Genomic DNA, 24,940 nt, shown 5'->3' on the forward strand with positions numbered 1-24,940 from the left:
TATTAATTAATCTTTGTAAAATTTGATGGTTTTCGAATGTCCCTCTAAGGTCACCTTAGCGAGGTAAATACCCCGGTTTAAATCCAAAACATCAACCTTCTCTTCTGTTTGATATAATTTTTTACTCAAAACTTCTTGCCCTAATAAGTTATACAGGGTAACATTTTGCAACTTAGAATGAGGTGATTTTAAAGATAAAACACCTTCGTCCTTATTATAGAATAGACTGAAGGCTTTGGCTTCTACATCTGTTAAACCAAGAGTAGAGCTAGTAACTACAACAGTGTCAACACCTATATAGTCAGAGTTATTAGTATTGTCTTCAGTAAAATACCTAAATGCAAGACGTGCATCAACAGGTGTAACACTCAAGCCTGAAACCGTTACTGTATACTGTGTAAATGTTGTAGGATAAGAGCCTGCACCTGTAGTAAGATATGTTGGATTAATATCTAATAACAAGGTAGTATATTCACCTACATCTGTACTATTTGTTGGAGCAATTGGATTGGTTCCTGCTCCAATACGTACCTGTAGTCTATCCGGATATTGAACGGGGTCAACCGTTCTGGTATAAAAACTTAATTCGTCACCATTTTTTAACGATAGTGTTGGAAGTATAAGCCACGTGCTAACTGCTTGACCTATATCGGAAGCTGACAAATAATCAGCTGCTATATAAGAATTTAAAGCACCTCCATGAGCATTAAACCTACTTGTATCTCCTTGAAACCAATTTGTGGCACCTGGAAACTCACTAACATTTAATATGGTCCAGCCCGCCGTTGACAAGGTGGAAACATCATCAAAATTTTCTGATAAAATCTGACCACCAACAAAATGGAAAGAGATTAAAAAAACAAACAATAAAGTAATTTTTTTCATAATTAATAGGTTTAATGTTGTGATAGATTTGTTTTCAATAAATGTTTTATAAAACATTTATTAAGGCCTTAATTTATGCTAAATTACTAATTTTATTAATAATCGATTAACGTTAAAAGAAAAATGAATAACCCATATGAAATTTTGTTTTAAACAAATATTGTTTTTAAAGCTGGACAACAAGACTAATGACTTAATATTTTGGTGGATAATCATTTCTCATATAAATAGTTTTTTTTGATTATAACATTGCTTAATATCAGTTTATCATTAGCTTTGTGACATTCAATTTTAGCATTTGAAAATAGTAGAACAAATAAAGCAACCCATAGCCTACGAAATGGATCTTTTCGAGCAAAAGTTCCAATTGTCCATGTCCAGTAAAGTGGCGTTGCTAAACCGAATTACGCATTATATTGTTAACCGGAAAGGGAAACAAATGCGCCCTATGTTTGTGTTTTTGGTCTCTAAAATGGTATCTAACGGAGAAGTAAGCGAACGCACTTACAGAGGTGCATCGGTTATCGAGCTTATCCATACGGCAACTTTGGTGCACGACGATGTGGTGGACGATAGCAACCGGCGTCGTGGATTCTTCTCGATAAACGCGCTTTGGAAAAATAAAATAGCTGTTTTAATAGGTGATTATTTACTGTCTAAAGGATTGTTGTTATCCATAGACAATAATGATTTCGATTTGCTTAAAATCATTTCTATTGCGGTTCGAGAAATGAGTGAAGGCGAACTGCTTCAAATTGAAAAAGCTCGAAAATTAGACATTACCGAAACGGTTTACTACGAAATTATACGTCAAAAAACAGCAACGCTTATAGCGGCCTGTTGTAGTTTGGGGGCAGCATCAGTAAAACCCGATTCACAGGATGTTGAAACCATGCGAAAGTTTGGTGAACTTATCGGTATGGCTTTTCAAATAAAAGACGATTTGTTCGATTACGGCGCAACCCAAATAGGCAAACCCACAGGCATTGATATTAAAGAACAAAAAATGACATTACCATTAATTTATGTGCTCAACCAAGCCGATAAAAAAGATAAACGTTGGCTGATAAACTCCATTAAAAACCATAATAAAGATACCAAACGCGTAAAGGAAGTAATAGCCTTTGTAAAAAATAATGGCGGCTTAGACTACGCCGTGGGTAAAATGAAAACATTTCAAAATGAAGCTTTGCAATTGTTGGATACCTATCCAGATTCAGAGTATAAAAATGCCCTGAAATTGATGGTGAATTATGTTATTGAGCGGAAGAAATGATGGTTTTAAAGAGGTTCATTTAACGCAAAGATAAAGTTACATTTAAATACTGAAACAATCCTGATAATTATCGAGACAGCAAAAGCACGTTCCTAATAGATGTTCTATTCAATAATTTTATAAACAGGCACCTCCTTGTTTTCTTTACAACTTGGTAAAATCCAGGGCATACAAATCATAGTATTTTGACACGCCGTGTCCTATAAAAAGTTTGTTTTTCAATATAAAGAAAAACATGGTCCCTCTTGTAGAAAGCTCCTTTGGCAAAGGGGCAATTTGGGTCCAAGAACGTTTTGTTAAATCAAATGACCAAAATGTTTGATCTATCCAAGGGGTTTCCTCATGATTCAAATAGCTAAATCCAAAATAAATCTTATTGCTATAGGAGAACCCAATTATATTAGATTTTAAAACACCTGGATATTCCGTCACATAATCCCAAGTATCGTCTACGGAATTATAACTGTATATCTTTTTCCTTGAAGTCATTATATAAGCAATTCCGTCAAGATTGGTTCCGCCTACCGAAAAGCCTTCTGCAGAAAGACTGGATTTACTATACCATTGATCTGTTTCGGGCGCATAATTAAACGATTTATAAGAACTTAAAATAAGGATATTATTTGCGTTTGAATAACCATGGTAATACCCACCAAATCCTTCATAATTAAACGGTGCTACTGATAGAACAGACCAAGTATTCTCATTAAGTTCATATAGGTTGGTATCGATATCATTTAAAATATAATTTGAATCATTTAAATGGACAGCGGTGAATTTAGTCCCAGATGAACCATCAGGATTTGGGAAGCTTGCTATTTGATGGAATACCTTTTCATTTGGATTATACTTATACGTTTTGGTGTCTTGAAATAATACATACCCATTTTCTTTATCAGAAAAACCATATGGAACATGTACACCTGGAAGATTTAAATTGCTCAGTTCTTTTGACCAAATTGATTTTTCACTTCCCTTGCTCATAAAAGAAACCGTGTTTCCATAAATTGTTTTAGTTCCATAGCTAGCAAAGGTCTTTATTTTATACTCGAAACCACTCGCCAGTAAGGAGTCTATTCTGGCCTCGAAAATACCCGTAGAAACATCTGATTCAAAAGTTATTTTATTCGAAGTATTAACATTGGGCTCTTCAAAATCCCATAAACTCCAAACGAACCCATAAGCATTAATCTTTGCCTCACCTTTTTGAACTAGTTCTCCTCTGAATGTGGCCCCTGTAGCGTCTACACTTATAGCTTGAAGTGTTTTTATTACAGGCTCTTCATTTAAAAATGGTTCTTCTGAATCTTTATTACAATTTACCAGAATAAGCGAGATAACTATTAATGCTATATTTTTCATCATAAATTACAATTGCAAGGTTATATTTGAATTAAATGACACACGGAGTAATCTTTTAACAAACTTGTTCAGACGCTGGACAAACATATCATCTTTTTCAGACAAAACCAAATAGAGGCCAATCAACTATTCAATAAACCCAACCTGTTTCCAATCAAAATCAATAGCATCATTTTTTTGTGGTGTTCCAGGTGTGCTTCGCCCTTCAACAATATATTTCGTTAGTAAAGTTTTTAATTCCATAACTTTTTTTGGGTTTATTGCTATTATATTATTCGTTTCGCTCGGGTCATTTTTCAAATTATAAAGTTGGTGTTTTGGTAAAGAATCCATAGCGGCTTTATTAGTGGGTCTTGGGAAACTCCAACCACCGGAACCTGGGCACATAATAAGTTTCCATTCATCTTTTCTTATGGAAAAACTCCCATTAACGGAATGGTGCACCGTAGCTTCCCTAAAGGGTTTATCAAGCTTTTTTTGAGTGAATAATGGCAGTAAACTGTAACTGTCTTCGGCTTCGTTATCCAAAAGTTTATATCCGGAAATTTCGGCGCAGGTCGCCATAAAATCGGTAGTGCAAATAGTTTCTTTTGAAGTAATACCTTGCGTTATTTTTTTTGGCCATTTAACGATAAAAGGCACTCGATGTCCGCCTTCAAAAATATCGGCTTTGTGGCCGCGATATATATAACTTGGGTTATGGTTTTTAGCTTTTAAAACCCCATAATCTGCCTCTGGCGAACAGCCATTATCGCTGGTAAAAATAACGATGGTATTCTCTTCAATTCCTGCGTCTTTAATCGTTTTGGTAAGCTGTCCCATATAAGCATCGATGAGCATCATAAAATCAGCATAAGGATTTAATTGGCTTTTCCCCAACCACTCTTCCGTTGGCAAAATTGGGGTGTGTGGCGATGGCAAAGCAAGATATAAGAAAAACGGATTGTTGTCTTTAGCTTTTTCGGTAATGTATTTAAACGATTTTCTGAAGAAATTGGGCGTTACATCATCATGTATAAAATCTTTTGAAGTTGGCCCTTTTCGCCACCAAGTGTATTTGCCCGAGTTTTCGGTAACGGAATCTGGAACTACGGTAACTTGTCCGTTTTCAACATACACGTAAGGCGCCATATCCAACGACCCCGAATGTCCGTAAGCATAAGTAAACCCTAATTCGTTTGGGCCATTTTTTATGGGTTTTGTAAAATCTATATTGTCAAAATCCTTAAAATCCCAACCGCTTCCGCCAAAACTATCTTCATCTTTTAAAGTCCAATCCCAACCCAAATGCCATTTGCCAATAAAGGCGGTGTGGTAACCTTGTTTTTTCAACATGGAAGCCACGGTTGTTCTCGAATTTGGAATTAAGGCTTTAGATTTTCCTGTTAGCACACCGCTTTTTAATTTACTTCTCCAATTATATCGTCCTGTTAAAATACTATAGCGCGTTGGCGTGCACACTGCCGATGACGTATGTGCATCGGTAAACTTAATGCCAGCGTTGGCCAATTGATCGATGTTTGGGGTTTTAATTTGTCCGTTTTCATTAAAGCTGGATATATCGCCGTAGCCCAAATCGTCTGCCAACACATAAATAATATTTGGTTTTTGGGCTTCCGTTTTTGTGGCTTTTGAGCAACTTGCAGCCATAAAAAGGATAAACAGTAACAATATTAGCGTGTGGTTTTTCATTTAATTTAAAAATAATTTCAATACTATTTATTGGGCTATACACAACGTATTATCAATCAAATGCCCTGTATAGCTTCAGTTAAATACTTTACTTAAAAAAGTTTCAATACTTGTTTTATTGGCTCGAATAAGCTCCTCCTTCGCATTGGTTATATCGGTTTTATTTTTGTCTTGCGAGAGTTTAAATTTGCCTTCCCAATGGGTAATATCAATCTCAAATCCTTTTATATAATTTATTAAACCGTGCATTCTTGGGTTGTCCATTTTCAGTTGGTATTTATGGTCTGGAGCCTCTAAAAAACCAGCCATATCTACCAAACCTTGTTTTACTTTTTCCTCGTCGTTTACCTCGGCTACAGTTCCTTTTATATGCACTTTTATATAATTCCAAGTTGGTAGCTGCGCCGTTGAATAAATACTGGGGGAAATATAACATTGCGGTCCGGAAAAAATTAGCGTTACTGGATTATTATCTTTAAGCAATTGCGCTTGCGGATTATACCTATCGATGTGCCCAACAAGCTTACCGTTTTCGTTGTAAATCAAGGGCAAATGGGTTATTAAAGGCGTGTTGTTTTTTACTGAAATAACCGTGGCCAACGGATAGGTTTTAATCACTTCAATGAGGCGATTAATATTGTTTTCTTGATGGTGTTTTGGTGGATAATTCAAATGGATTTACGAATTAAAATTAATGAATGTTGATTTATAAATTTACAATAATTATATTTATCAAATGTCTGAAAAACCATCATCATTTTCAATAAAAAATTGGGCGCAAGACGATCAACCCCGCGAAAAATTACTTTATAAAGGCAAGACAGCTTTAAGCGATGCGGAGTTAGTGGCTATTTTAATAGGCTCGGGCAACAGAGAAGAAAGTGCCGTGGCCTTATGCAAGCGTATTTTAGCAAGTGCTGACAATAATTTAAGTGAACTGGGAAAACTGTCGGTTGAACAATTGATGCAATTTAAAGGCATTGGCGAGGCCAAGGCCATAACCATTACCGCTGCGATGGAATTGGGAAGACGACGACGAGGCGAAGAGGCATTGCGTAAAAATAAAATCACATCCAGCGCATCGGTTTTCGAACTGATGCAGCCCATTATTGGCGAGCTGCAGCACGAAGAATTTTGGATTATTTACTTGAACAATTCCAACAAGGTCATTCAAAAAAACCAATTGAGCAAAGGCGGTATTACAGGCACTTTGGTCGATATACGTTTGGTATTAAAAAATGCGCTTCAAGTTGGGGCGACAGGTTTAATTTTGGCACATAATCATCCGTCGGGGACTTTAAAACCCAGTGAAGCCGACAAACAAATTACCAATAAATTAAAAGTCGCTGCCGAAAGTTTAGATATAAAAGTGCTAGACCACCTAATTATAACAGAAAAAGCATACTTTAGTTTTGCGGATGAAAACATGCTTTAGAAACGCAAAAAGTTAAAACACAAATCCCAAATTCCAAAAACAGAAAATCATTGGAGTTTGTTTTTTTAAAAATTTTGGAATTTACATTTGCAAAATGTTATTAGTTTATACTCATAAAATATCGCCAAGATTAAAATATGTTTTCAAGCATATTTGCACCAGGGTATTGGGTATTGAAGTTTCGTTTACCACAAAAATCGAAACCTTTATTGCGCACGATAATTTAAAAATGTCGTATACTCGACAGCCATTGGCGAACGAGTTTTTTATTAAAAGCCACGACATCTTATTTGAGCAAGGGCTATCGGACGTAGACATACACGTGCACGATTGGGAGGATACCAAAGGCTTCTTTTACAACGGAGATAAAAGCGTCATTCCGTTTGATATTTTTGCGGCATCATTTTATTTATTGTCCCGTTACGAGGAGTATTTACCGCAGGTACGAGACGAATTTGGACGTTTTTTGGCTACCGAAAGCATCGCGTTTAAACACAACTTTTTACATCAACCCGTTGTTGATATTTGGGCGTTAAAATTTAAGGATGCCTTACAAAATCATTTTCCCGATTTTAGTTTCCCGCAACGCGCCTATAGTATAAAACCTGTAATTGATGTACCAAGCCCGTACAATTATAAACTAAAGGGCATCATCAGATCTTTTGGTGGTTCCATTAGAGACTTATTGCGCTTTAAACTTAAAAGTTTATACGATAGGTTTATGGTGCTTTTCGGATTGAAACACGACCCGTTTGACACCTTTAAATACATTATAAACAAACAAAAACAAAGCAAGTTTAAGTTTGTGTTCTTCTTTTTAATAGGCTCTTATTCCACGTACGATAAAGGCATTAATCCTAACAAAAAAAAGTTTATATCGCTTATAAAACAGGTGGCAGATTACAGCCTTGTGGGGTTAAAAACATCTTTCTTTGCTATCGACCATCAAAAGATTTTAAAAAAGGAAAAACTTCAAATGGAAGCCATAATTAACACCAATTTAAAAGCCTCAAGGCAATCGCATTCTAAACTTAATTTACCCGAATCTTACAGAAATCTTATCGATTTGGAAATAGAAGAAGATTACACCATGGGCTATATAAACCATATTGGTTTTAGGGCTGGGTCTTGTACCCCATTTTTGTTTTACGACTTAGATTACGAAACCCAAACCCCTTTAAAAGTGCATGGTTACCATCTTATGGATTTTGCCTTGCTTAAAAACAAATCGTTGTTGGATAAAAAAATGGCATTAAATCAAATTATCAACGAAGTAAAACGGGTAAACGGGGAATTTGTTCCTGTATTTCACAACTATACATTTAGCGATTCCAACCGCTGGAACGGCTTTAAAACATTGTTTAATATTATTTTAGAATCGGCAAATGAAGATTAAAGGCATCACGGATATATTTTTTGATTTAGACCATACCCTTTGGGATTTTGATAAAAACTCAGCCCTAACTTTCGATAAAATTTTTAAGCTGAATAATATCAATATTAATTTGAATGAATTTTTAGCCTATTACGAACCTATCAATTTAAATTATTGGAAGCTTTACAGAGATGAAAAAATAGACAAGGCTTCATTGCGTTTCGGGCGGTTGAACGATGCTTTTTCAGCAGTCGATTTTACGGTTGAAAATCATGTAATCCATCAACTTTCAGAAGATTATATTACACATTTAAGCAGTTTTAACCATTTGTTTGAAAACACTTTTGAAATCCTGGATTATTTAAAGCACAACTACACCCTTCATATTATAACCAACGGATTTAGCGAAGTGCAGCAGGGAAAAATGAAAAACTCGAACATCATCCATTATTTTAAAACGGTGACTAACTCCGAGTCGGTTGGTGTAAAAAAACCGAACCCTAAAATTTTCAACCATGCCTTAAAAGCCGCCAATACGCCCGTAAATAAAGCCTTAATGATAGGCGACAACTACGAAGCAGACATACTAGGTGCCATAAATATTGGAATGGATGCCATTTTGTTCGACACCAAAAACGAAGCTATAAATGAGGATGTTAAACAAATAAACAACCTAATTCATTTAAAAAATTATTTGTAAAACGTATCTTTACAATTGGGTTTTTAGTTTAGTAATGCATCGTAAACCTTAGTCGCCCCGAGCTTGTTTCAGGGTTACAACATAAATAAACAATGATGTAATGCTTAAACAAATTAAGCGCTACATTAAAACAGATGACTATTTACAACCTTCCAAACAAATTTGGGGTTTAACTATATTATTTAAAAAAATGAAAACTAAATTATTTACTACATGTATAGCTTGTTTTATTATTGCAAGTGCATTTTCTCAAACCAATTTAAACGATTATAAATATGTAATTGTTCCTAAAAAATACAGTTTCTTAAAACAAGAAAATCAATATCTTTTAAATTCGTTGACCAAATTTTTATTCGAAAAACATGGATTTAACACCTTATTGGAAGGCGAAACCTATCCAGACGACTTTAAGCAAAACCGTTGTATGGGTTTAAATTCCGATGTTTTAAAAGAGTCTGGAATGTTTAAAACAAAACTAACCGTTGCGCTAAAAGACTGTAATGGCGTAGTGGTTTATACTTCGCAATTGGGCGAAAGCAGATTGAAGGAATACAGCAAAGCTTACAACGAAGCGCTGCGAAATGCCTTTAAATCGTTTGAAGACTTGAATTACAGTTATAAGCCAAGTACTAAAAACGCTATATCCGTTGCCAAAGTAGATGTGGAAACCAATAATGAAGTGGCACAAGAAATCCAGAAATTAAAAGAAGAAATACAATCTTTAAAAAACAAAAAAGAAGAAGTTGCAGAGGTTGCCGGCCCCAAAACTGAGGTTGAAGAAATTGTTGAAGTACCGGTAAAAGAGACCAAAACAATGCCCAAAACGGTAATCGAGGGCACCTCAAATATATTGTACGCTCAAGAAACCCCAGACGGCTTTCAGTTGGTTGACAGCTCACCAAAAGTGGTTTATAGAATGAATAGAACCAACTTAAAAGATGTTTTTGTGGTTGAAGGAATTGATGGTATTATTTACAAAAAAGACAACACTTGGTTTTTGGACCATTATTACGGTGCGACCTTAACTCAGGAAGAATTGAATATTAAATTTTAAGTTTTTTCTGTAGTTTCAAAAACATGACGTATAAAAAAAGCCTCGTAAAAACGAGGCTTTTTTTTGATATAATGTTATTAAATAATCAACATGGCATCGCCATAGCTGTAAAATTTGTACTTCTCTTTTATGGCTTCGTCATAGGCCTTTTTTATAAAATCGTGACCTGCAAAAGCTGAAGCCATCATCAATAATGTAGATTTTGGTGTGTGGAAATTAGTAATCATACAGTTTGCGATACTAAATTCGTATGGTGGAAAAATAAACTTATTGGTCCAACCATCAAATTCATTAAGCTCTCCGTTTGATGACACCGCACTTTCTATAGCGCGCATAGCCGTAGTGCCCACCGCACAAATACGTTTTTTGTTTTTTAAAGCGGTATTAACGGTTGTAACAGCTTTATCGTTAATGGTCAATTCCTCGCTATCCATTTTATGTTTGGAAAGATCTTCAACCTCAACCGGATTAAATGTCCCTAACCCAACGTGTAAGGTTACTTCGGCAAAATTAACGCCCTTAATTTCTAAACGCTTTAACAAGTGTCTTGAAAAGTGTAAGCCTGCTGTTGGTGCTGCTACAGCACCTTCGTTTTTCGCAAAAATGGTTTGGTAGCGGTCTTCGTCTTCTGGTTCAACCTCTCTTTTTATGTATTTTGGAAGTGGTGTTTCACCAAGTTCGGTTAATTTTCTGCGGAATTCGTTGTACGATCCATCATATAAAAAACGCAAGGTACGCCCTCTCGATGTTGTGTTATCTATAACCTCGGCAACCAACGTTTCATCTTCGCCAAAATAAAGCTTATTGCCAATTCTTATTTTTCTTGCAGGATCTACCAAAACATCCCAAAGGCGTTGCTCTTCGTTTAATTCCCTTAACAAAAACACTTCTATTCTAGCACCGGTTTTTTCTTTGTTTCCGTATAATCTGGCAGGAAATACTTTGGTGTTATTAAGAATCATAACATCATTTTCATCAAAATAATCAATGAGATCCTTAAACATTTTGTGCTCAATGGTTTGCTCTTTTCTGTTCAATACCATTAAACGCGATTCGTCTCTATTCTCTGCTGGATATTCTGCTAATAATTCGTCTGGTAAGTTGAAACCAAAGTGTGATAATTTCATGTATACGTATTTAAGTGTTTTAAAGAAAGTTGCAAATATACAATCTGCGAATAGGCGTTGTCAAGTATTTAAGTGATTATTATTCAGATATTTTGAAACCCATGGTTTTTAGGTCGTTCCAGAACGTTGGATACGACTTTGAAACCACCATGGCATCCTCAATAACCAGTGAAGTTTTTAATGCCAAAGGTGCAAAAGCCATGGCCATTCTATGATCGTGATAGGTTGCAATGGAAACCATCTCGTTAATTGCTTTTGATGGATGCAAATACAGCGCATCATTTGTAATATCTACTTGCCCACCTAATTTTTCGATTTCGGTTTTTAAAGCCACGAGTCTATCGGTTTCTTTTATTTTTAGCGTATGCAAACCTTTTAAATTACATACAATGCCCAATGCAAAGCAAGTTACCGCAATGGTTTGCGCAATATCTGGAGCATTCTGCAAGTTTAAATTTATAGCTTCAATATTAAAAGTTTCTTTTTTTAGAGTAAGCTGGTTTTCTTTAAACGTTGAAACCACTCCAAATGCTTTATAAATATCGACCAAAATCGAATCGCCCTGTAAGGAGTTTTCTTTATATGACGATAAGGTGATTTCGGTCCCCATATCGCACAACGCGGCAATACTAAAATAGTAGGATGCCGAAGACCAATCTGATTCTACGGTTAAGGTTTTAGCGGTTGACTTACTATTATTGGGTTTTACGGTAATGGTATTGTTTACAAAAGACGATGCTACACCAATTTCATCCAATAAACTCAAGGTCATTTTTATATACGGAATGGAAGTGATTTCGCCCTCAAGCGTTAGTTCCAAACCATTCTCAAGTTTTGAAGCGATGAGCAATAAAGCCGAAATATACTGGCTGCTCACATTAGCTTTTAGCGAGACTTTATTTTTGGTTAATTTTTTTCCTTTAATTTTTAATGGCGGAAAGCCTTCGTTTTCAGCATAATTAATATCGGCACCTAAAGCCTGCAACGCCTCAACCAATATTTTAATGGGACGCTCTTTCATTCTTTTTGAACCTGTAAGCGTAACTTCCCGACCTTCTTGTACTGCAAAAAAAGCCGTTAGAAATCGCATAGCGGTACCCGCGTGATGAATGTCTACAATATGTGATGTGGACGATAGCGCCTTGGTCATGAGTTGACTATCATCAGAATTTGAAACATTGTCTAAACGTATCTCAGGATACAACGCCTTTAGCAACAATAACCTGTTGGATTCGCTTTTGGAACCTGTTATCGTAACGTCGAATTTACGGTTTTTTAATTCAGATTTATGAAGTGTAATACTGCTCATTGTAAATTGTCTTGCTTCTTAAAGCTAGCAAATTTACTCGATAATCGAGATTAATACTACGGAATTTCATGTTTTTTTGGCTGCATTGAAATTCTTGCGTCATATCATTCCAAGAATGTTATTTCAGTTTTTCGTTATTATGGTGCCTATCGTGGTCGCGTTTTGCTTTCTTGTCCATTCTATTGTCGAATGCTTGTTGTAAATCTACCCCCGTTTGGTTTGCTAAACACAGCACCACAAACAGCACATCGGCCAATTCTTCACCTAAATCTTTATCCTTATCGCTTTCCTTCTCGCTTTGTTCGCCATAACGACGTGCTATAATTCTGGCCACTTCGCCAACTTCCTCGGTAAGTTGTGCCATATTTGTAAGCTCGTTAAAATAGCGTACACCGTGTTGCTTAATCCAATCGTCAACTATTTTTTGTGCGTTTTTAATATCCATTATACTTTGGTTAATACAATTTGTTCGTTTTCTTTTTCTATGAGTTGCTTAAAATACGCTTTTAAAGTGTCATAATACAAAGGTGAAATAATTGAGGTGTTTATTTTAGTATCAATTAACAACTGGATGGTTGATTGGTTTTGAGATAACATATATTTAAAGATGCCCAAATTATCTGGCAAAGCATATGCCGAAGCTTCGGGTATCGACTCCACTTTATAGCCTTCGGGCAATTTAATGGTTATTCGGTATGTGCTTGATGATGGGTAACCAAAATCTACAGGAAATTCTCTTTTTTCCAGTTTAAAGGGATTTTCTTTTGAACGTAAAAAGAACAACGGCGAAAAATATATTTTATCGCCTATAATATCGGCTTGACTTTCCTTAAAGAATTTATACGATTCCATAACTGGTTTTGAAAGCTCAACGGCATTTGATACTTTAAAATCTGAAACTTCCAAGCCGTCATAATTGTTTTCTAACTTTTCTAAAAAATCATCTTCATCTGTATTATTATAACGTTCTCGATAAGATAAGGCTTTATGATTAGTTTTAACACTTCTGAAATTACCTTCCAAATCGCCTTCTTCAGATAAACTGGCCATCATTAAAATGGAGTTTTTGGAGTTTTCATTGGGGTACAAACTTATTAAACTAGAAGAGCCATCCTTTTTAATAATCCGGCCTTCCCAATTTAAGGTTCTAAATGGCAAAACATTTGGCGATCCGTATTTATTGGTAGCATCTAACAACACATTCCCTGTTGGCAGTTCCACACAAGAAATCACATAATCGTAGCCTTCTCTTGTTGGAAATATCGGAATACCGTTACGACGCGTACTAACCAAAACAGGGTTGGCCTCTAAGCCCGCATAACGCAACATGGAGGTGAGCATTAAATTGATTTCGGCAACATTGCCAACCTGTTCCCTATAGGCTTTTCTAACGCCATCAGCTGTTCGATAGCCGTAATATTCGTTCCATTTTACCTTAGATTTTACAAAATTGAAAATTAATGCTATTCTCTTTTTAGGGTCTGAAACGCTACCTATTAGGGCATCAATATCGTCTTCATAATAGCCCGATTTATCTAATTCGTCTCCAAAACTGGAACTTTTATAAATGGTTTTAACCACATCTTCCCAGGTTGTTGAATAGTATTCTATGGTTGATTGCGGCATTTTTACATACGATAATTCATACTTAACCGACGACCTGTAGTTATTTATATTATTTACGTAAGGCTCATCTTTTAAAGCGGGAATGTTTTCTAAATTATAAGTTGATACTTTTTTAGTAAACTCTAAATCTGAAGAATTAAAAGAGGTTCTAACAGCTCCGGATTGACCTGTCCTACTTTTACTACTAAATGTTATTTTATCTCTTTTGTTTTCTATTTTGGGCGTTATCTTCAAGAACCCCTTCATATTTACTTTAAAGTTATAGTATTCAGGAGCTTGAAATTCGGCTTCTAATTTCTTTATCGGAATGGCATGCTGAAAACGAAACTCATCGACATTCTGATAAAAAGGAGATATAATTTTATACTCATATTCTACCACCGAACCCTCTTTAATATTGGGCATTGTAAATTTAGTCTCGTTGCGATATTTTGATTTTTCGGTTTTAAAAATACCTTCTTTTTTAAGTTTGGTATCTTCAATTTTACCGCCAACTAAATTATAAGTATAAGCTTTTAAGCCTCTGGCAATTTCTTGGTGCGAACCACTTTTATAAAGGTTTATGGCTTTTGTCGCATAATCAAAACCCTCTTGATTGTATATTTTTATACGTTCGTGCACTTCGGTGATTAATTGGAATCCTTTGTCTCGATCATACTCGTAAAACGTTTTTCTGTATTTAAACAAATAGGTGGCGCTCGCCGATGAATCCAACGGATTAAACGTTTCTTCAAGTTCTTCTTTTGAAACTTTTCCGAACTTGTAATCTTGTGCAGTTGTTATTTGGAAAGCAAATAATACGGCTAATAGGGTAACAATGTTTTTCATTTTTATTATTCCTTTTTAATTAATGCTACTTTGGCGTTATCTTGTTTTGAAACGTTCTTATAAAATGTTCTGAATTTACTGTAATCTTCTTTTGGGAATTCGCCATCGTTCACCACAAACTCTCTTTTATAAAGCAAGGTGTTTTCATCCTTTACAACAACTTCGGCCTTATAACTGCCAAATTTGTTTTCAATTATTTTCTTGGCCGGCAACGATTCAACCTTATAATCTTGCGGTAATTTTATTTCTACCTCATCCACATCTTTAAAGCCCCTTTTTATTTTAAGCGGAAGTTTTCGGTTACGGTAACGGTCTGGGATATGCGTGTTTCTATTTAGGGCATTAACGGTTAATAGCATTCTGTTAGCCACTATTTTAGGATAGCTTGTGGCCTGAAAAGCCAAGGTTTCGTTAAACACAATGCTATCTTTGTCATTTTCAATCGACATGTTATCGATAGCCATATTATTTATATAACTCCAACGTGTTTTGTAGCGTCTGTCTAAATCACGTTCGGTTTCAGATTCCAACCAATATTTATCGTCGTACTGAATGCCTTTGGATTTCACGTTGACTTCAGCTGTAATCGTACCATCGTTTGATACCGTATAGCGGCCTTTGGTAACTTGGGTGTTTTCTTCGGTATGGTACTTTTTGGTGCGTTGTATTTTGCCACCTTCGGGGGTAATTACCAACACGTCTCTGTTATCGGTAAAGTCGCCAATAAAGCCAAATGGCAGTTTCTGGCTTGTACATTCTAACCAAATATCTTCTTCGTTGTCGCTCGGTATGTTAAGAATAACATGATTACCTTGTATTGAAGTAAAATCTTCTTCAATACTTCTTTGTGATTTCCCAGCGTAAACCACACTATAATTAGACTCAATGTTTGCCGCTTTTAACAAGGCCATAGTGTAATTGGTCAAACCTTTACAATCGCCATAACTCAGTCTATCGACCTCTGAAGCATTAAAGGGTTTCCAGCCACCAATACCAACTTGCACACTTATATACCTAACCTTATCTTGTACATATTGATATATTTTTTTGGCTTTATCAATATCGTTGGTTTCATTTTTAACTAAGTTTTGAATGTCGCTAATGGTACTTTCTGGTAAATCGTGGGTAACCTTAATTAAATCGTGATACATCCATTTTGCAAAATCGTCCCAATTTTCAACAACCGAATCAACACCTTCTAAAGTAAATTGCTTTGAAGCAAACAACACTTTAGGCGTAAAATCTGTAATTGACGGGCTATAATCTTCCGGTTTAAAAGCCTTTAAATTCTTGGCTTTATAAAATATGCTGCCCGCCATAGCTTCGGTTTCAATATCGATATTTTCAAGGTTTTTTTCTTTTTTCCTAATCGTAATGTGTTCCGGGTAATTAATGGTATATGTGCTTGTTTCTGCACTAACAAAATAACTGTTAATGGGCGTAAATGAAGGAATAAAAGCAGTGTTTCCGGTAATGGTTTCACTCGTAAACTCTATGGTATAGGGGTATTTAATGGGCGTATACTCCAAATACTTTACTCGGGAATCTGAATACAACGTCCCGCCATCAACGGCGCTCACATCTTTAAAATCGTTTTTTCTTATTTTTTTTATTTCGTTACCAAAAGCATCAAAAGCTAAAACTTCAAGGGTTTTAATTTTTACATTTTCATCGTAATGCACATAGGCATCAACATTTGTATTCCCTTTTTTATTTAAAACGGTTATAATCCTTTTTTCTTTGACAGACATTTCGCTAGAAGATTTTATCGAAACAACAACCTCATTTAGCCGTATCACAGCATTTGCGTTTTGCTTTAAATCTTTGGGAATTGTTAAACTGGAATATAAATCATCTTGCGAAAAAACAGTTAGGGCAGCAAATAGCATGACCATATTTGCAATAAGTTTTAGGGACATAATTTGGTTTTTATTCTAAATTAAAGCTATAAATATAAAGGATAAAAACCTTTAATTATATGAGGAAAATCATGTATCCAGAAAGCTTTTCTTTATTTTTTTAATTAAAAATCTTACAGCTAAGATAAAAAAACACGGGAGAATAACATACTTTATTTCGCTAAAAATAACTTGAGCGCCCCATTTTGAGAAAAAGTTTTTTATGCCCAACGGTGAAACCACGATGTCTCTGAAAGAAAAGAAAAACCGATTATTATTAAACGGAATTATAAAACCAACGCCCTCGCCCCCACTGGTCATGGCATCTAAAATACCGTGGGATATGGTGGATAAAAATATAACCAGAAACCAAATGAGCTTGTTTTTTCTGCCAAAAGCAAACATTAAAATAAGTGCCCAAACAAGTGCAAAAACAATAGAATGTGTGAATCCGCGATGCCCTAAGGGATGTGCATAAGGAATACCGAGCTTAAAACCTATCACATCAAAATCCGGCATGATGGTGGAGAAAATGGCGAGCCACAATAGCAGTCTATTATTCTTATTATCTATTAATTTAGATAAAGTAAACCCAACTGCAGTATGCCCAAAAACTGAAGCCAATTATTCTTTGTTTTGCGAATCGATGATAATAGTTACAGGGCCATCGTTTATTAATTCCACTTTCATGTCGGCACCAAAGGATCCGGTCTGGACAGGTTTCCTTAAAACCGATTCTAATTGATTAACAAAAGCATTGTACAGCGGTATAGCTACATCTGGTTTTGCAGCTTTAATATAACTAGGTCGGTTTCCTTTTTTGGTTGATGCGTGCAAGGTAAATTGACTTACCACAATAACATCGCCTTTGGCATCTAAAAGCGATTTGTTCATCACGCCGTTTTCATCTTCAAAAATGCGAAGGTTTCCTATTTTTTTTGAAAGCCAATTAATATCGTCTTGCGCATCTTCATTTACAATACCCAACAAAATTAAGAGTCCGTTTTCAATTGATGCTACTTTTTCTCCTTCAATGGTTACGCTTGCTTTTGATACTCGTTGTATAACTACTTTCATTTATAAATGGGCTTAATTATAGATGTTTTTTTTAGGAATAACCTTGTAATGAATACCCTCGTATGGATTGTTTTCACCGGCTTCATATAACACTAAAATGTTTCCGTTTTCTAATTCCGTAAGATCTGAATAGGCTGCATGCGATTCATAAATCGGAATCTTTTTTTCCCAACTTAAACCGTCATTATCACTTACCGAAAGTGTCATATTCACCCTCGCAATCGAATCTGCTGGATTTGTAAATAGCAGTACATTTTTGGCTTCGTTTTTTACCGACAACAACGCCCCTTGACACCTAGGTTCCGGTAGTTGGGTATCAAATTTTTGATCAATCCACGTATCTCCGCCATCTTTACTAATCGCTATTTGCCTAGCTTTAACGGCTTCTCTGTTATAATTACGCATGTTTAATAACAAATCGCCATTGGATAATTGGGCAACGGTGCACTCATTAACTTGGTCGAAAGGCGTGGTTCCCCCGAGTTTCCATGAAACACCGTGGTCGTCGGAATAAAATACATGCGAATAATATTTTTTCGTTTCCTTTTCAATATGATCGCAAGGAATTACCAATCGCCCTTTATGTGCTCCTTTTTTTAATTGAATGCCATGCACAGGACCCGTAGCGTACCATGTCCAATTGGGCTTTTTCACACTTGAGGTAATGTTTTTTGGTTCAGACCATGTTTGCCCATTATTAGTTGATGTTAGCTGATAAATTAATCTACTGTCCATACTTGTTCCGTTAATAATGTCAGACTCATGGTCTTTTCCGTTATTCCAGGTGGTTAACAAATGAATAGTTCCCGTTTCGGCATCGAGTACGGGAGCGGGGTTTCCACATACGTTGTCGTTATCATCCCAAATCACTTGTAGTGCACTCCAAGTTAAGCCATTATCTGTAGATTTTTTCATTACCAAATCAATATCCCCGGTGTCCGAGCATCCCGATTTTCGAGCCTCGCTAAACGCTATAACGGATCCGTTATTGGTAGTTATTACAGCTGGTATTCTAAAGCAGGCATAGCCTTGTTCCCCTGGTTTGAACAAGGTGTTTAACTTTGATGTTCCCCGTGTTTCAACAGGATTAAGTTTTGCTGATTTTTCTGTTTTCTTATTTAAACAACTTACTGATAATATAGCCACAAAAGCAAAAAACAAACTACGCTTCATATATCAAAAACTATTTTTATTATGCCAATTAATTATTCTTTATCCCAAACATCGGTTCTATAGTGTTCGTCTTCGCCTTCAATAATTTGCAAATAACTGCGGTAGCGCGAAAAGGCTATTTCATCATCGTCCAAGGCTTTTTTAACGGCACAATCTGGTTCTTGGGTATGCAAGCAATTATTGAATTTGCAATCTTGTTTTAGTTTGAATATTTCGGGAAAATAATCGCCCACTTCCTCTTTGTCCATATCCACCACGCCAAAACCCTTTATTCCGGGTGTATCGATAATTTTGGCTCCAAAACTTAAATCGAACATTTCAGCAAATGTTGTGGTATGCTGCCCTTGGTTATGTTGGGTAGAAATCTCTTTTGTTTTTATATTTAACGAAGGCTCAATGGTGTTTATAAGCGTGGATTTACCAACGCCCGAATGGCCGGAAAACACGCTAACCTTACCTTGCATTAACGCTTTTACTTTATCAACGTTTTTTCCTGTTACCGCAGACACCCCAATACATTCGTACCCGATTTTTCTATAAATATGCGCTAGGTATTTTACTTCGTTTAACGTCTCTTCGTCGTAGGTGTCAATTTTATTAAAAAGCAAAACGGTTTTAATGGAATACGCATTGGCTGTTACCAAAAACCTATCGATAAAACTGGTTAACGTTGGTGGATTATTAATGGTAATCATTAAAAAAACCAGATCGATATTCGCCGAAATGATATGGGTTTGTTTCGATAGATTTACCGATTTCCTAACAATATAATTGGTTCGGTCGTGAATGTTATAAATAACACCGGATTCTTGATTTTGGTCGGTTTCCAGTTCAAAATCCACAATATCGCCCACCGCAATGGGATTGGTGCTTTTTATACCCTTTAACCTAAATTTGCCTTTTATACGGCATTGGTAAGTATCACCCAATTCGGTTTTAACGGTGTACCAACTTCCTGTAGATTTATATACGCGTCCTGTCATTCATTTAATTATAATACAAATTAACAACTTTTAAGTTAATGAATTATATTAGAGGCTTAATTTAAAAAACATCAACCATATGAAAAAAATTTTAGTAGTATTCTGCATGTCCTTATTTGGCTTCGTTGAAATAAACGCCCAAGTGGAATATAAAGTTATTACCAGCGTAGAATCTATAGTTTCCAGCGGTTTAGGACGCTCCAGACTTATTAGTGCCAATGAAGAAAAAAATTTCGAAGAATTTACCAGCACCCAAACCGAAGACGATAACACGCGTAACAAATCAAAACGTGGCGAGATAAGAGTTAAGGATTTTGATGAAACCAAATTATTGAACTTCTTTAATCTTGGTGGTATCCGTTTTCAGAACATCGCTGCAAATGATGCTGTTATTACTTCAAAAATAAATACGATGGTTACCGAAGGCTGGGAATTGGCATTTGTTACCAGTGCCGTTGAAAGCGATAGCGGAAAAGGTGACGGCCAAGGTATTTTTATAACCCGTTATATTTTTAAAAGAAACAAACAATAATATTCAACATAAAAAATGCCTCGCAAAAAGCGAGGCATTTTTTTATTGCTAGGTATTAGCCTTTAATGATCTTCTCTTGGTGATTAATAGATTCTTGGTGAATGGCTTTAAACATTTTTAAGATAAACTCTTCGCTCAATCCGTGGTCTTGACCTTCTAAAACCATATTGCCCAAAATCTCGTTCCAACGTTTGCTTTGCAACACCGCAACGTTTTTTTGCTTTTTAAGAGCGCCAATGCTATCGGCGGCAACCATACGTTTGCCCAACAAACCTATAATTTGATTATCAATCACATCAATCTGCGCTCTTAAATTATTCAATGCCGTTATGTACTCAGCTTCGGCATCGGTTTCTTTTCTTATTTTCAAATCCTTCATAATTTGAACCAAAGTAGATGGCGTTACTTGTTGTGCCGCATCACTCCACGCATTCTCAGGGTCGTAGTGCGTTTCAATCATCAATCCATCAAAATTCAAATCCAATGCCGTTTGGGAGATATCAAAAATCATATCGCGCTTGCCAGTAATATGCGACGGGTCGTTAATTAAGGCAATGTCCGGGAATTTATTTTGAAACTCAATGGCCAATTGCCACTCCGGATTATTTCTGTATTTAGATTTTTCGTACGTTGAAAACCCACGGTGTATAGCGCCAATATTTTTAACACCCGCTTTATAAATTCTTTCAATGCCACCTAGCCACAAAGCTAAATCTGGATTAACCGGATTTTTTATCAACACCGGTTTGTCAGTGCCTCTTAAAGCATCGGCAATTTCTTGCATAATAAACGGACTTACGGTTGATCGTGCACCAATCCACAATAAATCCACATCGTGTTCCAAAGCCAATTTAACGTGTGCTGCATTGGCTACCTCGGTACACACTTTCATTCCTGTTTCGGCCTTTACTTTTTGCAACCATTTTAATCCTAAAGCACCAACGCCCTCAAACATACCGGGGCGTGTTCTTGGTTTCCAAATACCTGCTCTAAAATAACTTACATCGGTATCTTTAAGCTCGTGAGCTATTTTTAAAACTTGCTCTTCGGTTTCTGCGCTACATGGTCCTGCAATTACTAACGGATGATCTAACTTTAAATCATCTAACCAGGTTCTCATTTCTTTTTTGTTTTCCATTTTTCCTTAATATTTAGCCACTAAAGCTATTCCGTTTACTATTTAATTTTTACTAATTAATGCTCATAATTTGGGCGTTACCCCGAAAAAGGGGTCGGGCTTTACGTTACAAGTCCTCGCTTCGCCAAAAAAGGCTCGCTGTGGGCTTTCCTCTGCAATCCCTAGCGCATCACTCTTGCTCTAAAAACCCACCCCTAGCCCCTCCAAAGGAGGGGAACACGTACTCAAACTCAAATCTATCGAGTTCTTTAAAACCTCTCGGGTCTCACTCAAGAGTGAGCACCCCTCCCCTTTGGGGAGGTTAGGAGGGGCTTTAACCCATGCCGTTTAAAATATCTTTTATATAATTGGTATCTTTCATTTCATTAAAAATCGCATCAAAATCATCTTGTTTCATCAATTCCTTAAAATGCGTGAGGTTTATTATGTACTCCTCTAAAGTTTCAATAACATTGGTTTTGTTTTGTTTAAAAATGGGGGTCCACATTTCTGGCGAACTTTTTGCCAATCGCACTGTGGAAGCAAATCCACTGCCCGCCATATCAAAAATATCGCGCTCGTTTTTTTCTTTATCGATTACTGTTTTACCCAACATAAACGAACTGATATGCGATAAATGCGACATATACGCAATGTGCTTATCGTGCGCCACAGGATTCATGTAGCGCATGCGCATACCAACATCGGCAAACAATTTTAACGCTTTTTCTTGAAGCTTAAAGGCGGTTTTTTCAACTTCGCAAATAATATTTGTTTTACCAATAAACAACCCAGGTATTGCTGCGTTTGGACCCGAATGTTCTGTGCCAGCAATAGGATGCATGGCCAAAAAATTTCTTCGCTTAGGGTGGTTTGCGACTGCCAAACAGATGTCCTCTTTTGTTGAGCCCGCATCTACAACCAATCCGTTATCCGAAATCTTATCCAAAATGGTTGGCAACAATGTAACCGTTGCATCAACGGGAATGGACACAATTACCAAATCGGCATGTTCAATATCGTCTAAAGTCGCTTTTTTATCAATTAAATTAAGTGATAAAGCCGTTTCTAACGTGGCATCTTTTCTACTAATACCGTGAATAACCATATCTGGATTATTCTTTTTAATATCAATAGCAAGACTGCCACCAATTAAACCAACGCCTATTATATATATGTTTTTCATAAGCCTCTCCCAACCCTCTCCAAAAGAGAGGGCTTTCAAAAATTATCTAATTATTATTCTTTCATTTATTATATAACTGTTTACTGCGACTGCGACTGTAAACTCATTTTACTCTTGCAATGGCTTCTTCTAAAACCTCTGTTGATGCACATAAAGAAAACCGAATATAACCTTCGCCCTGACTCCCAAAAATAGTTCCGGGTGTTATAAAAATATGGTTCTCTTTCAATATTAAATCTATAAACTCCTCTGCTCTTACATTCGCTGGTAATTTTGCCCAAACAAAAAGTCCCGTGGCATTTTTATCGTAGGTACAGTTTAAAGCATCGGCCAATTGCCAAACCAAATCGCGCCGTTGCTGATATACACTGTTTAATGTACTAAACCACATTTTAGAACATTTTAAAGCTTCAATGGCACCTTTTTGGATACCGTAAAACATACCGGAATCCATGTTGCTTTTCACCTTTAAAACATGGTTAACATGTTCGCTATCCCCTACCAACATGCCCACGCGCCAACCTGCCATATTAAAGGTTTTGCTTAACGAATTAAGCTCCAAACACACATCTTTTGCGCCTTTAACGCTTAAAATACTTTTTGGTGAATCGTTGAGGATAAAGCTATACGGATTGTCGTTTACTATTAAAATATTATGTCGTTTTGCAAAGGCCACTAAATCTTCAAACACAGTTTCTGTTGGTTGCGCCCCCGTTGGCATGTGTGGATAATTAACCCACATCAATTTCACTTGGCTCAAATCCGTTTGTTCTAAACTTTTTAAATCGGGCAACCAATTGTTAGTGGCATCCAATTCGTAAAAAACAGGTTTTGCTCCCACTAATTTTGTTACCGATTGGTAGGTTGGATAACCGGGATTTGGTATTAAAACGGCATCGCCTTCATTCAAATACGCCATCGAAATATGCATAATTCCCTCTTTACTTCCCATTAACGGAAGTATTTCGGTATTAGCACTTAGGTTTACCGAAAAATGCGTTTTATAAAAACCGGCCATAGCTTCCCGTAATTCCGGCAACCCTTGGTAGCTTTGGTATTTATGGGCATTGGGGCTTAACAAACCGTTGGTTAATGCCTCAATTACTTTTTTTGGCGGTTGCAAATCGGGACTACCTATACCAAGATTGATAATTGGTTTTCCGCTTGCAATAAGCAGATTGACTTCTCTCAATTTTTTTGAGAAGTAGTATTCTTCAACGGTATGTAAGCGGTTAGCGACTTCAATCATAGCTTTGCATTTTTATATTCGCCTAAAACTTTAAAATTATCTGCCATTATTTCTGTTAACGATTTTGCTTTTTTGAAATCTGAAAAATCCTCAAAGGTAACATCTACAAAAAAGGCATATTTCCAAGGTGTTTCAATAATTGGTAACGATTGGATTTTTGTTAAATTCAGTTTGCAATCGCTCATCACATTTAAAATAGCGGCTAAACTGCCCCGTTTGTGATTGGCCTCAAACTTCAAGGAAGCCTTGTTGGTTTCTGCTTCAACAATTTCGGAATTCGTGCGTTTTACAATAGCAAATCGAGTTTCGTTATGTTTAATGGTTTGTATGCTATGTGCCAAAATATCGAGCTCGAAAATATCGGCGGCCATTACACTGGCAATGGCGCCAACACCCTTTAGTTTATGTGTGCTAATGCGTTGTGCAACCTCGGCGGTATCTTTGTCTTCAATCAGTTTGATGTGCGGATGTTGCTTAAAAAACTCTTTACATTGCAACAGTGCCATGGGGTGCGAATACACTTCTTTTATATCGGCAATACTCTGGTTTTTAAGCGCCATGAAATTGTGCTGAATATCTAAATAATGCTCGCCAACAATGTGTAAATTTCGGTTGTCGATTAAGGCGTAATTTGGTATTATAGAACCGGCAATGGAATTCTCTAAAGCCATAATTGCAGCATCGCAATCGCCGTTTATCAAAGCCTCAACAACACCATCAAAGGTTAAGCATTCCATAGCTTTTACATCATTATCAAAAAATTGCTGGGATACGATATGATGGAACGATCCTTTTACACCTTGTATAGCTACTGTTTTTATCAAAATTTAGTTTTTTTAAATAATCTTCATTGCCGTTGTTCAAACAAAAGTTGAACAAAAAAAGTCCCGATTTTCATCGAGACTTATATTAAAATTTATAGTTATAAATTATACATACAACGCCTCGTTCCTTTTGCTAAAAAAGAAATAAAACCAATTGTTAAAATATGTATAATATACTGTTGTCATAATAATTACGGGGCTAAAGTAAATAATATTTCAAGAAATCAAAATA

23 protein-coding genes are annotated in these 24,940 nt (G+C 36.1%); 6 read left to right on the forward strand and 17 right to left on the reverse strand.

Annotated elements, in window-relative coordinates; all coding sequences use genetic code 11:
- Positions 1-6 precede the first annotated feature (6 nt).
- The gene (locus tag RNZ47_RS00280; protein WP_311934959.1) at positions 7-885 is read right to left on the reverse strand and encodes a T9SS-dependent choice-of-anchor J family protein; all 879 of its coding nucleotides are present in this window, start codon (positions 883-885) and stop codon (positions 7-9) included.
- A gap of 298 nt (positions 886-1,183) precedes the next feature.
- Between RNZ47_RS00280 and RNZ47_RS00285 the strand changes: the two genes are divergently transcribed.
- Complete coding sequence (locus RNZ47_RS00285) at positions 1,184-2,161, forward strand: polyprenyl synthetase family protein (RefSeq protein WP_311934961.1); 978 nt, start codon at positions 1,184-1,186, stop codon at positions 2,159-2,161.
- 144 nt (positions 2,162-2,305) lie between these two features.
- Here RNZ47_RS00285 and RNZ47_RS00290 read toward each other — a convergent pair whose 3' ends face one another.
- The 3 genes from RNZ47_RS00290 to RNZ47_RS00300 form a co-directional block, all read right to left on the reverse strand.
- On the reverse strand, positions 2,306-3,526 hold the full coding sequence (locus RNZ47_RS00290; protein WP_311934963.1) for a Kelch repeat-containing protein: 1,221 nt from the start codon (positions 3,524-3,526) through the stop codon (positions 2,306-2,308).
- A gap of 123 nt (positions 3,527-3,649) precedes the next feature.
- Positions 3,650-5,215: a sulfatase family protein gene (locus RNZ47_RS00295; RefSeq protein ID WP_311934965.1), complete on the reverse strand. Its 1,566-nt coding sequence runs from the start codon at positions 5,213-5,215 to the stop codon at positions 3,650-3,652.
- A gap of 75 nt (positions 5,216-5,290) precedes the next feature.
- Positions 5,291-5,887 (reverse strand): FMN-binding negative transcriptional regulator, encoded by a 597-nt coding sequence (locus RNZ47_RS00300; RefSeq protein ID WP_311934967.1) that lies wholly within the window; start codon positions 5,885-5,887, stop codon positions 5,291-5,293.
- Between the two features lie 64 nt (positions 5,888-5,951).
- Here RNZ47_RS00300 and radC point away from each other — a divergent pair, with 64 nt between their 5' ends.
- The 4 genes from radC (at position 5,952) to RNZ47_RS00320 (ending at position 9,779) form a co-directional block, all read left to right on the forward strand.
- Positions 5,952-6,650 carry a RadC family protein gene (gene radC, locus RNZ47_RS00305; RefSeq protein WP_311934969.1) on the forward strand — a complete coding sequence of 233 codons (699 nt, stop codon included), beginning with the start codon at positions 5,952-5,954 and terminating at the stop codon, positions 6,648-6,650.
- Between the two features lie 94 nt (positions 6,651-6,744).
- Positions 6,745-8,046 carry a polysaccharide deacetylase family protein gene (locus RNZ47_RS00310; protein WP_311934971.1) on the forward strand — a complete coding sequence of 434 codons (1,302 nt, stop codon included), beginning with the start codon at positions 6,745-6,747 and terminating at the stop codon, positions 8,044-8,046.
- Positions 8,036-8,725 carry a YjjG family noncanonical pyrimidine nucleotidase gene (locus tag RNZ47_RS00315; protein WP_311934973.1) on the forward strand — a complete coding sequence of 230 codons (690 nt, stop codon included), beginning with the start codon at positions 8,036-8,038 and terminating at the stop codon, positions 8,723-8,725. The genes RNZ47_RS00310 and RNZ47_RS00315 overlap by 11 nt, the downstream gene beginning before the upstream one ends.
- Before the next feature lie 190 nt (positions 8,726-8,915).
- Positions 8,916-9,779 carry a hypothetical protein gene (locus RNZ47_RS00320; protein ID WP_311934975.1) on the forward strand — a complete coding sequence of 288 codons (864 nt, stop codon included), beginning with the start codon at positions 8,916-8,918 and terminating at the stop codon, positions 9,777-9,779.
- Between the two features lie 77 nt (positions 9,780-9,856).
- Here RNZ47_RS00320 and queA read toward each other — a convergent pair whose 3' ends face one another.
- The 9 genes from queA to rsgA all read right to left on the reverse strand — a co-directional run bounded on the left by queA (position 9,857) and on the right by rsgA (position 19,800).
- Positions 9,857-10,906, reverse strand: a complete 1,050-nt coding sequence (queA, locus tag RNZ47_RS00325) for a tRNA preQ1(34) S-adenosylmethionine ribosyltransferase-isomerase QueA (protein WP_311934977.1) — start codon at positions 10,904-10,906, stop codon at positions 9,857-9,859.
- Positions 10,907-10,985: 79 nt separating this feature from the next.
- On the reverse strand, positions 10,986-12,215 hold the full coding sequence (locus RNZ47_RS00330; protein WP_311934979.1) for a 3-phosphoshikimate 1-carboxyvinyltransferase: 1,230 nt from the start codon (positions 12,213-12,215) through the stop codon (positions 10,986-10,988).
- A 118-nt stretch (positions 12,216-12,333) separates the two neighbouring features.
- Complete coding sequence (locus RNZ47_RS00335; RefSeq protein WP_311934981.1) at positions 12,334-12,660, reverse strand: nucleotide pyrophosphohydrolase; 327 nt, start codon at positions 12,658-12,660, stop codon at positions 12,334-12,336.
- On the reverse strand, positions 12,660-14,669 hold the full coding sequence (locus RNZ47_RS00340; protein ID WP_311934983.1) for a DUF3858 domain-containing protein: 2,010 nt from the start codon (positions 14,667-14,669) through the stop codon (positions 12,660-12,662). The genes RNZ47_RS00335 and RNZ47_RS00340 overlap by 1 nt, the downstream gene beginning before the upstream one ends.
- Before the next feature lie 5 nt (positions 14,670-14,674).
- Complete coding sequence (locus RNZ47_RS00345; protein WP_311934984.1) at positions 14,675-16,588, reverse strand: DUF3858 domain-containing protein; 1,914 nt, start codon at positions 16,586-16,588, stop codon at positions 14,675-14,677.
- 69 nt (positions 16,589-16,657) lie between these two features.
- Complete coding sequence (locus RNZ47_RS00350; RefSeq protein ID WP_311934987.1) at positions 16,658-17,191, reverse strand: metal-dependent hydrolase; 534 nt, start codon at positions 17,189-17,191, stop codon at positions 16,658-16,660.
- Complete coding sequence (gene dtd, locus RNZ47_RS00355) at positions 17,192-17,644, reverse strand: D-aminoacyl-tRNA deacylase (protein WP_311934989.1); 453 nt, start codon at positions 17,642-17,644, stop codon at positions 17,192-17,194.
- Between the two features lie 12 nt (positions 17,645-17,656).
- On the reverse strand, positions 17,657-18,817 hold the full coding sequence (locus RNZ47_RS00360; protein ID WP_311934992.1) for a sialidase family protein: 1,161 nt from the start codon (positions 18,815-18,817) through the stop codon (positions 17,657-17,659).
- Positions 18,818-18,849: 32 nt separating this feature from the next.
- Complete coding sequence (gene rsgA, locus RNZ47_RS00365; RefSeq protein ID WP_311934994.1) at positions 18,850-19,800, reverse strand: ribosome small subunit-dependent GTPase A; 951 nt, start codon at positions 19,798-19,800, stop codon at positions 18,850-18,852.
- Positions 19,801-19,879: 79 nt separating this feature from the next.
- Between rsgA and RNZ47_RS00370 the strand changes: the two genes are divergently transcribed.
- Entirely contained in the window at positions 19,880-20,332 is a 453-nt protein-coding gene (locus tag RNZ47_RS00370; RefSeq protein ID WP_311934996.1) for a hypothetical protein, read from the forward strand.
- Between the two features lie 55 nt (positions 20,333-20,387).
- On the opposite strand, the gene RNZ47_RS00375 is transcribed toward RNZ47_RS00370, so the two are convergent.
- From RNZ47_RS00375 to RNZ47_RS00390, 4 genes are all read right to left on the reverse strand, one after another.
- Complete coding sequence (locus RNZ47_RS00375; RefSeq protein ID WP_311934998.1) at positions 20,388-21,470, reverse strand: chorismate mutase; 1,083 nt, start codon at positions 21,468-21,470, stop codon at positions 20,388-20,390.
- A 313-nt stretch (positions 21,471-21,783) separates the two neighbouring features.
- Positions 21,784-22,635 carry a prephenate dehydrogenase gene (locus RNZ47_RS00380; protein WP_311937457.1) on the reverse strand — a complete coding sequence of 284 codons (852 nt, stop codon included), beginning with the start codon at positions 22,633-22,635 and terminating at the stop codon, positions 21,784-21,786.
- A 103-nt stretch (positions 22,636-22,738) separates the two neighbouring features.
- On the reverse strand, positions 22,739-23,884 hold the full coding sequence (locus RNZ47_RS00385) for a pyridoxal phosphate-dependent aminotransferase (RefSeq protein WP_311934999.1): 1,146 nt from the start codon (positions 23,882-23,884) through the stop codon (positions 22,739-22,741).
- On the reverse strand, positions 23,881-24,708 hold the full coding sequence (locus tag RNZ47_RS00390) for a prephenate dehydratase (RefSeq protein WP_311935000.1): 828 nt from the start codon (positions 24,706-24,708) through the stop codon (positions 23,881-23,883). Before RNZ47_RS00390 ends, RNZ47_RS00385 begins: the two co-directional genes overlap by 4 nt.
- Positions 24,709-24,940: the final 232 nt, after the last annotated feature.

The organism is Hwangdonia seohaensis, assembly GCF_031932625.1.
Lineage (GTDB): Bacteria > Bacteroidota > Bacteroidia > Flavobacteriales > Flavobacteriaceae > Hwangdonia > Hwangdonia seohaensis.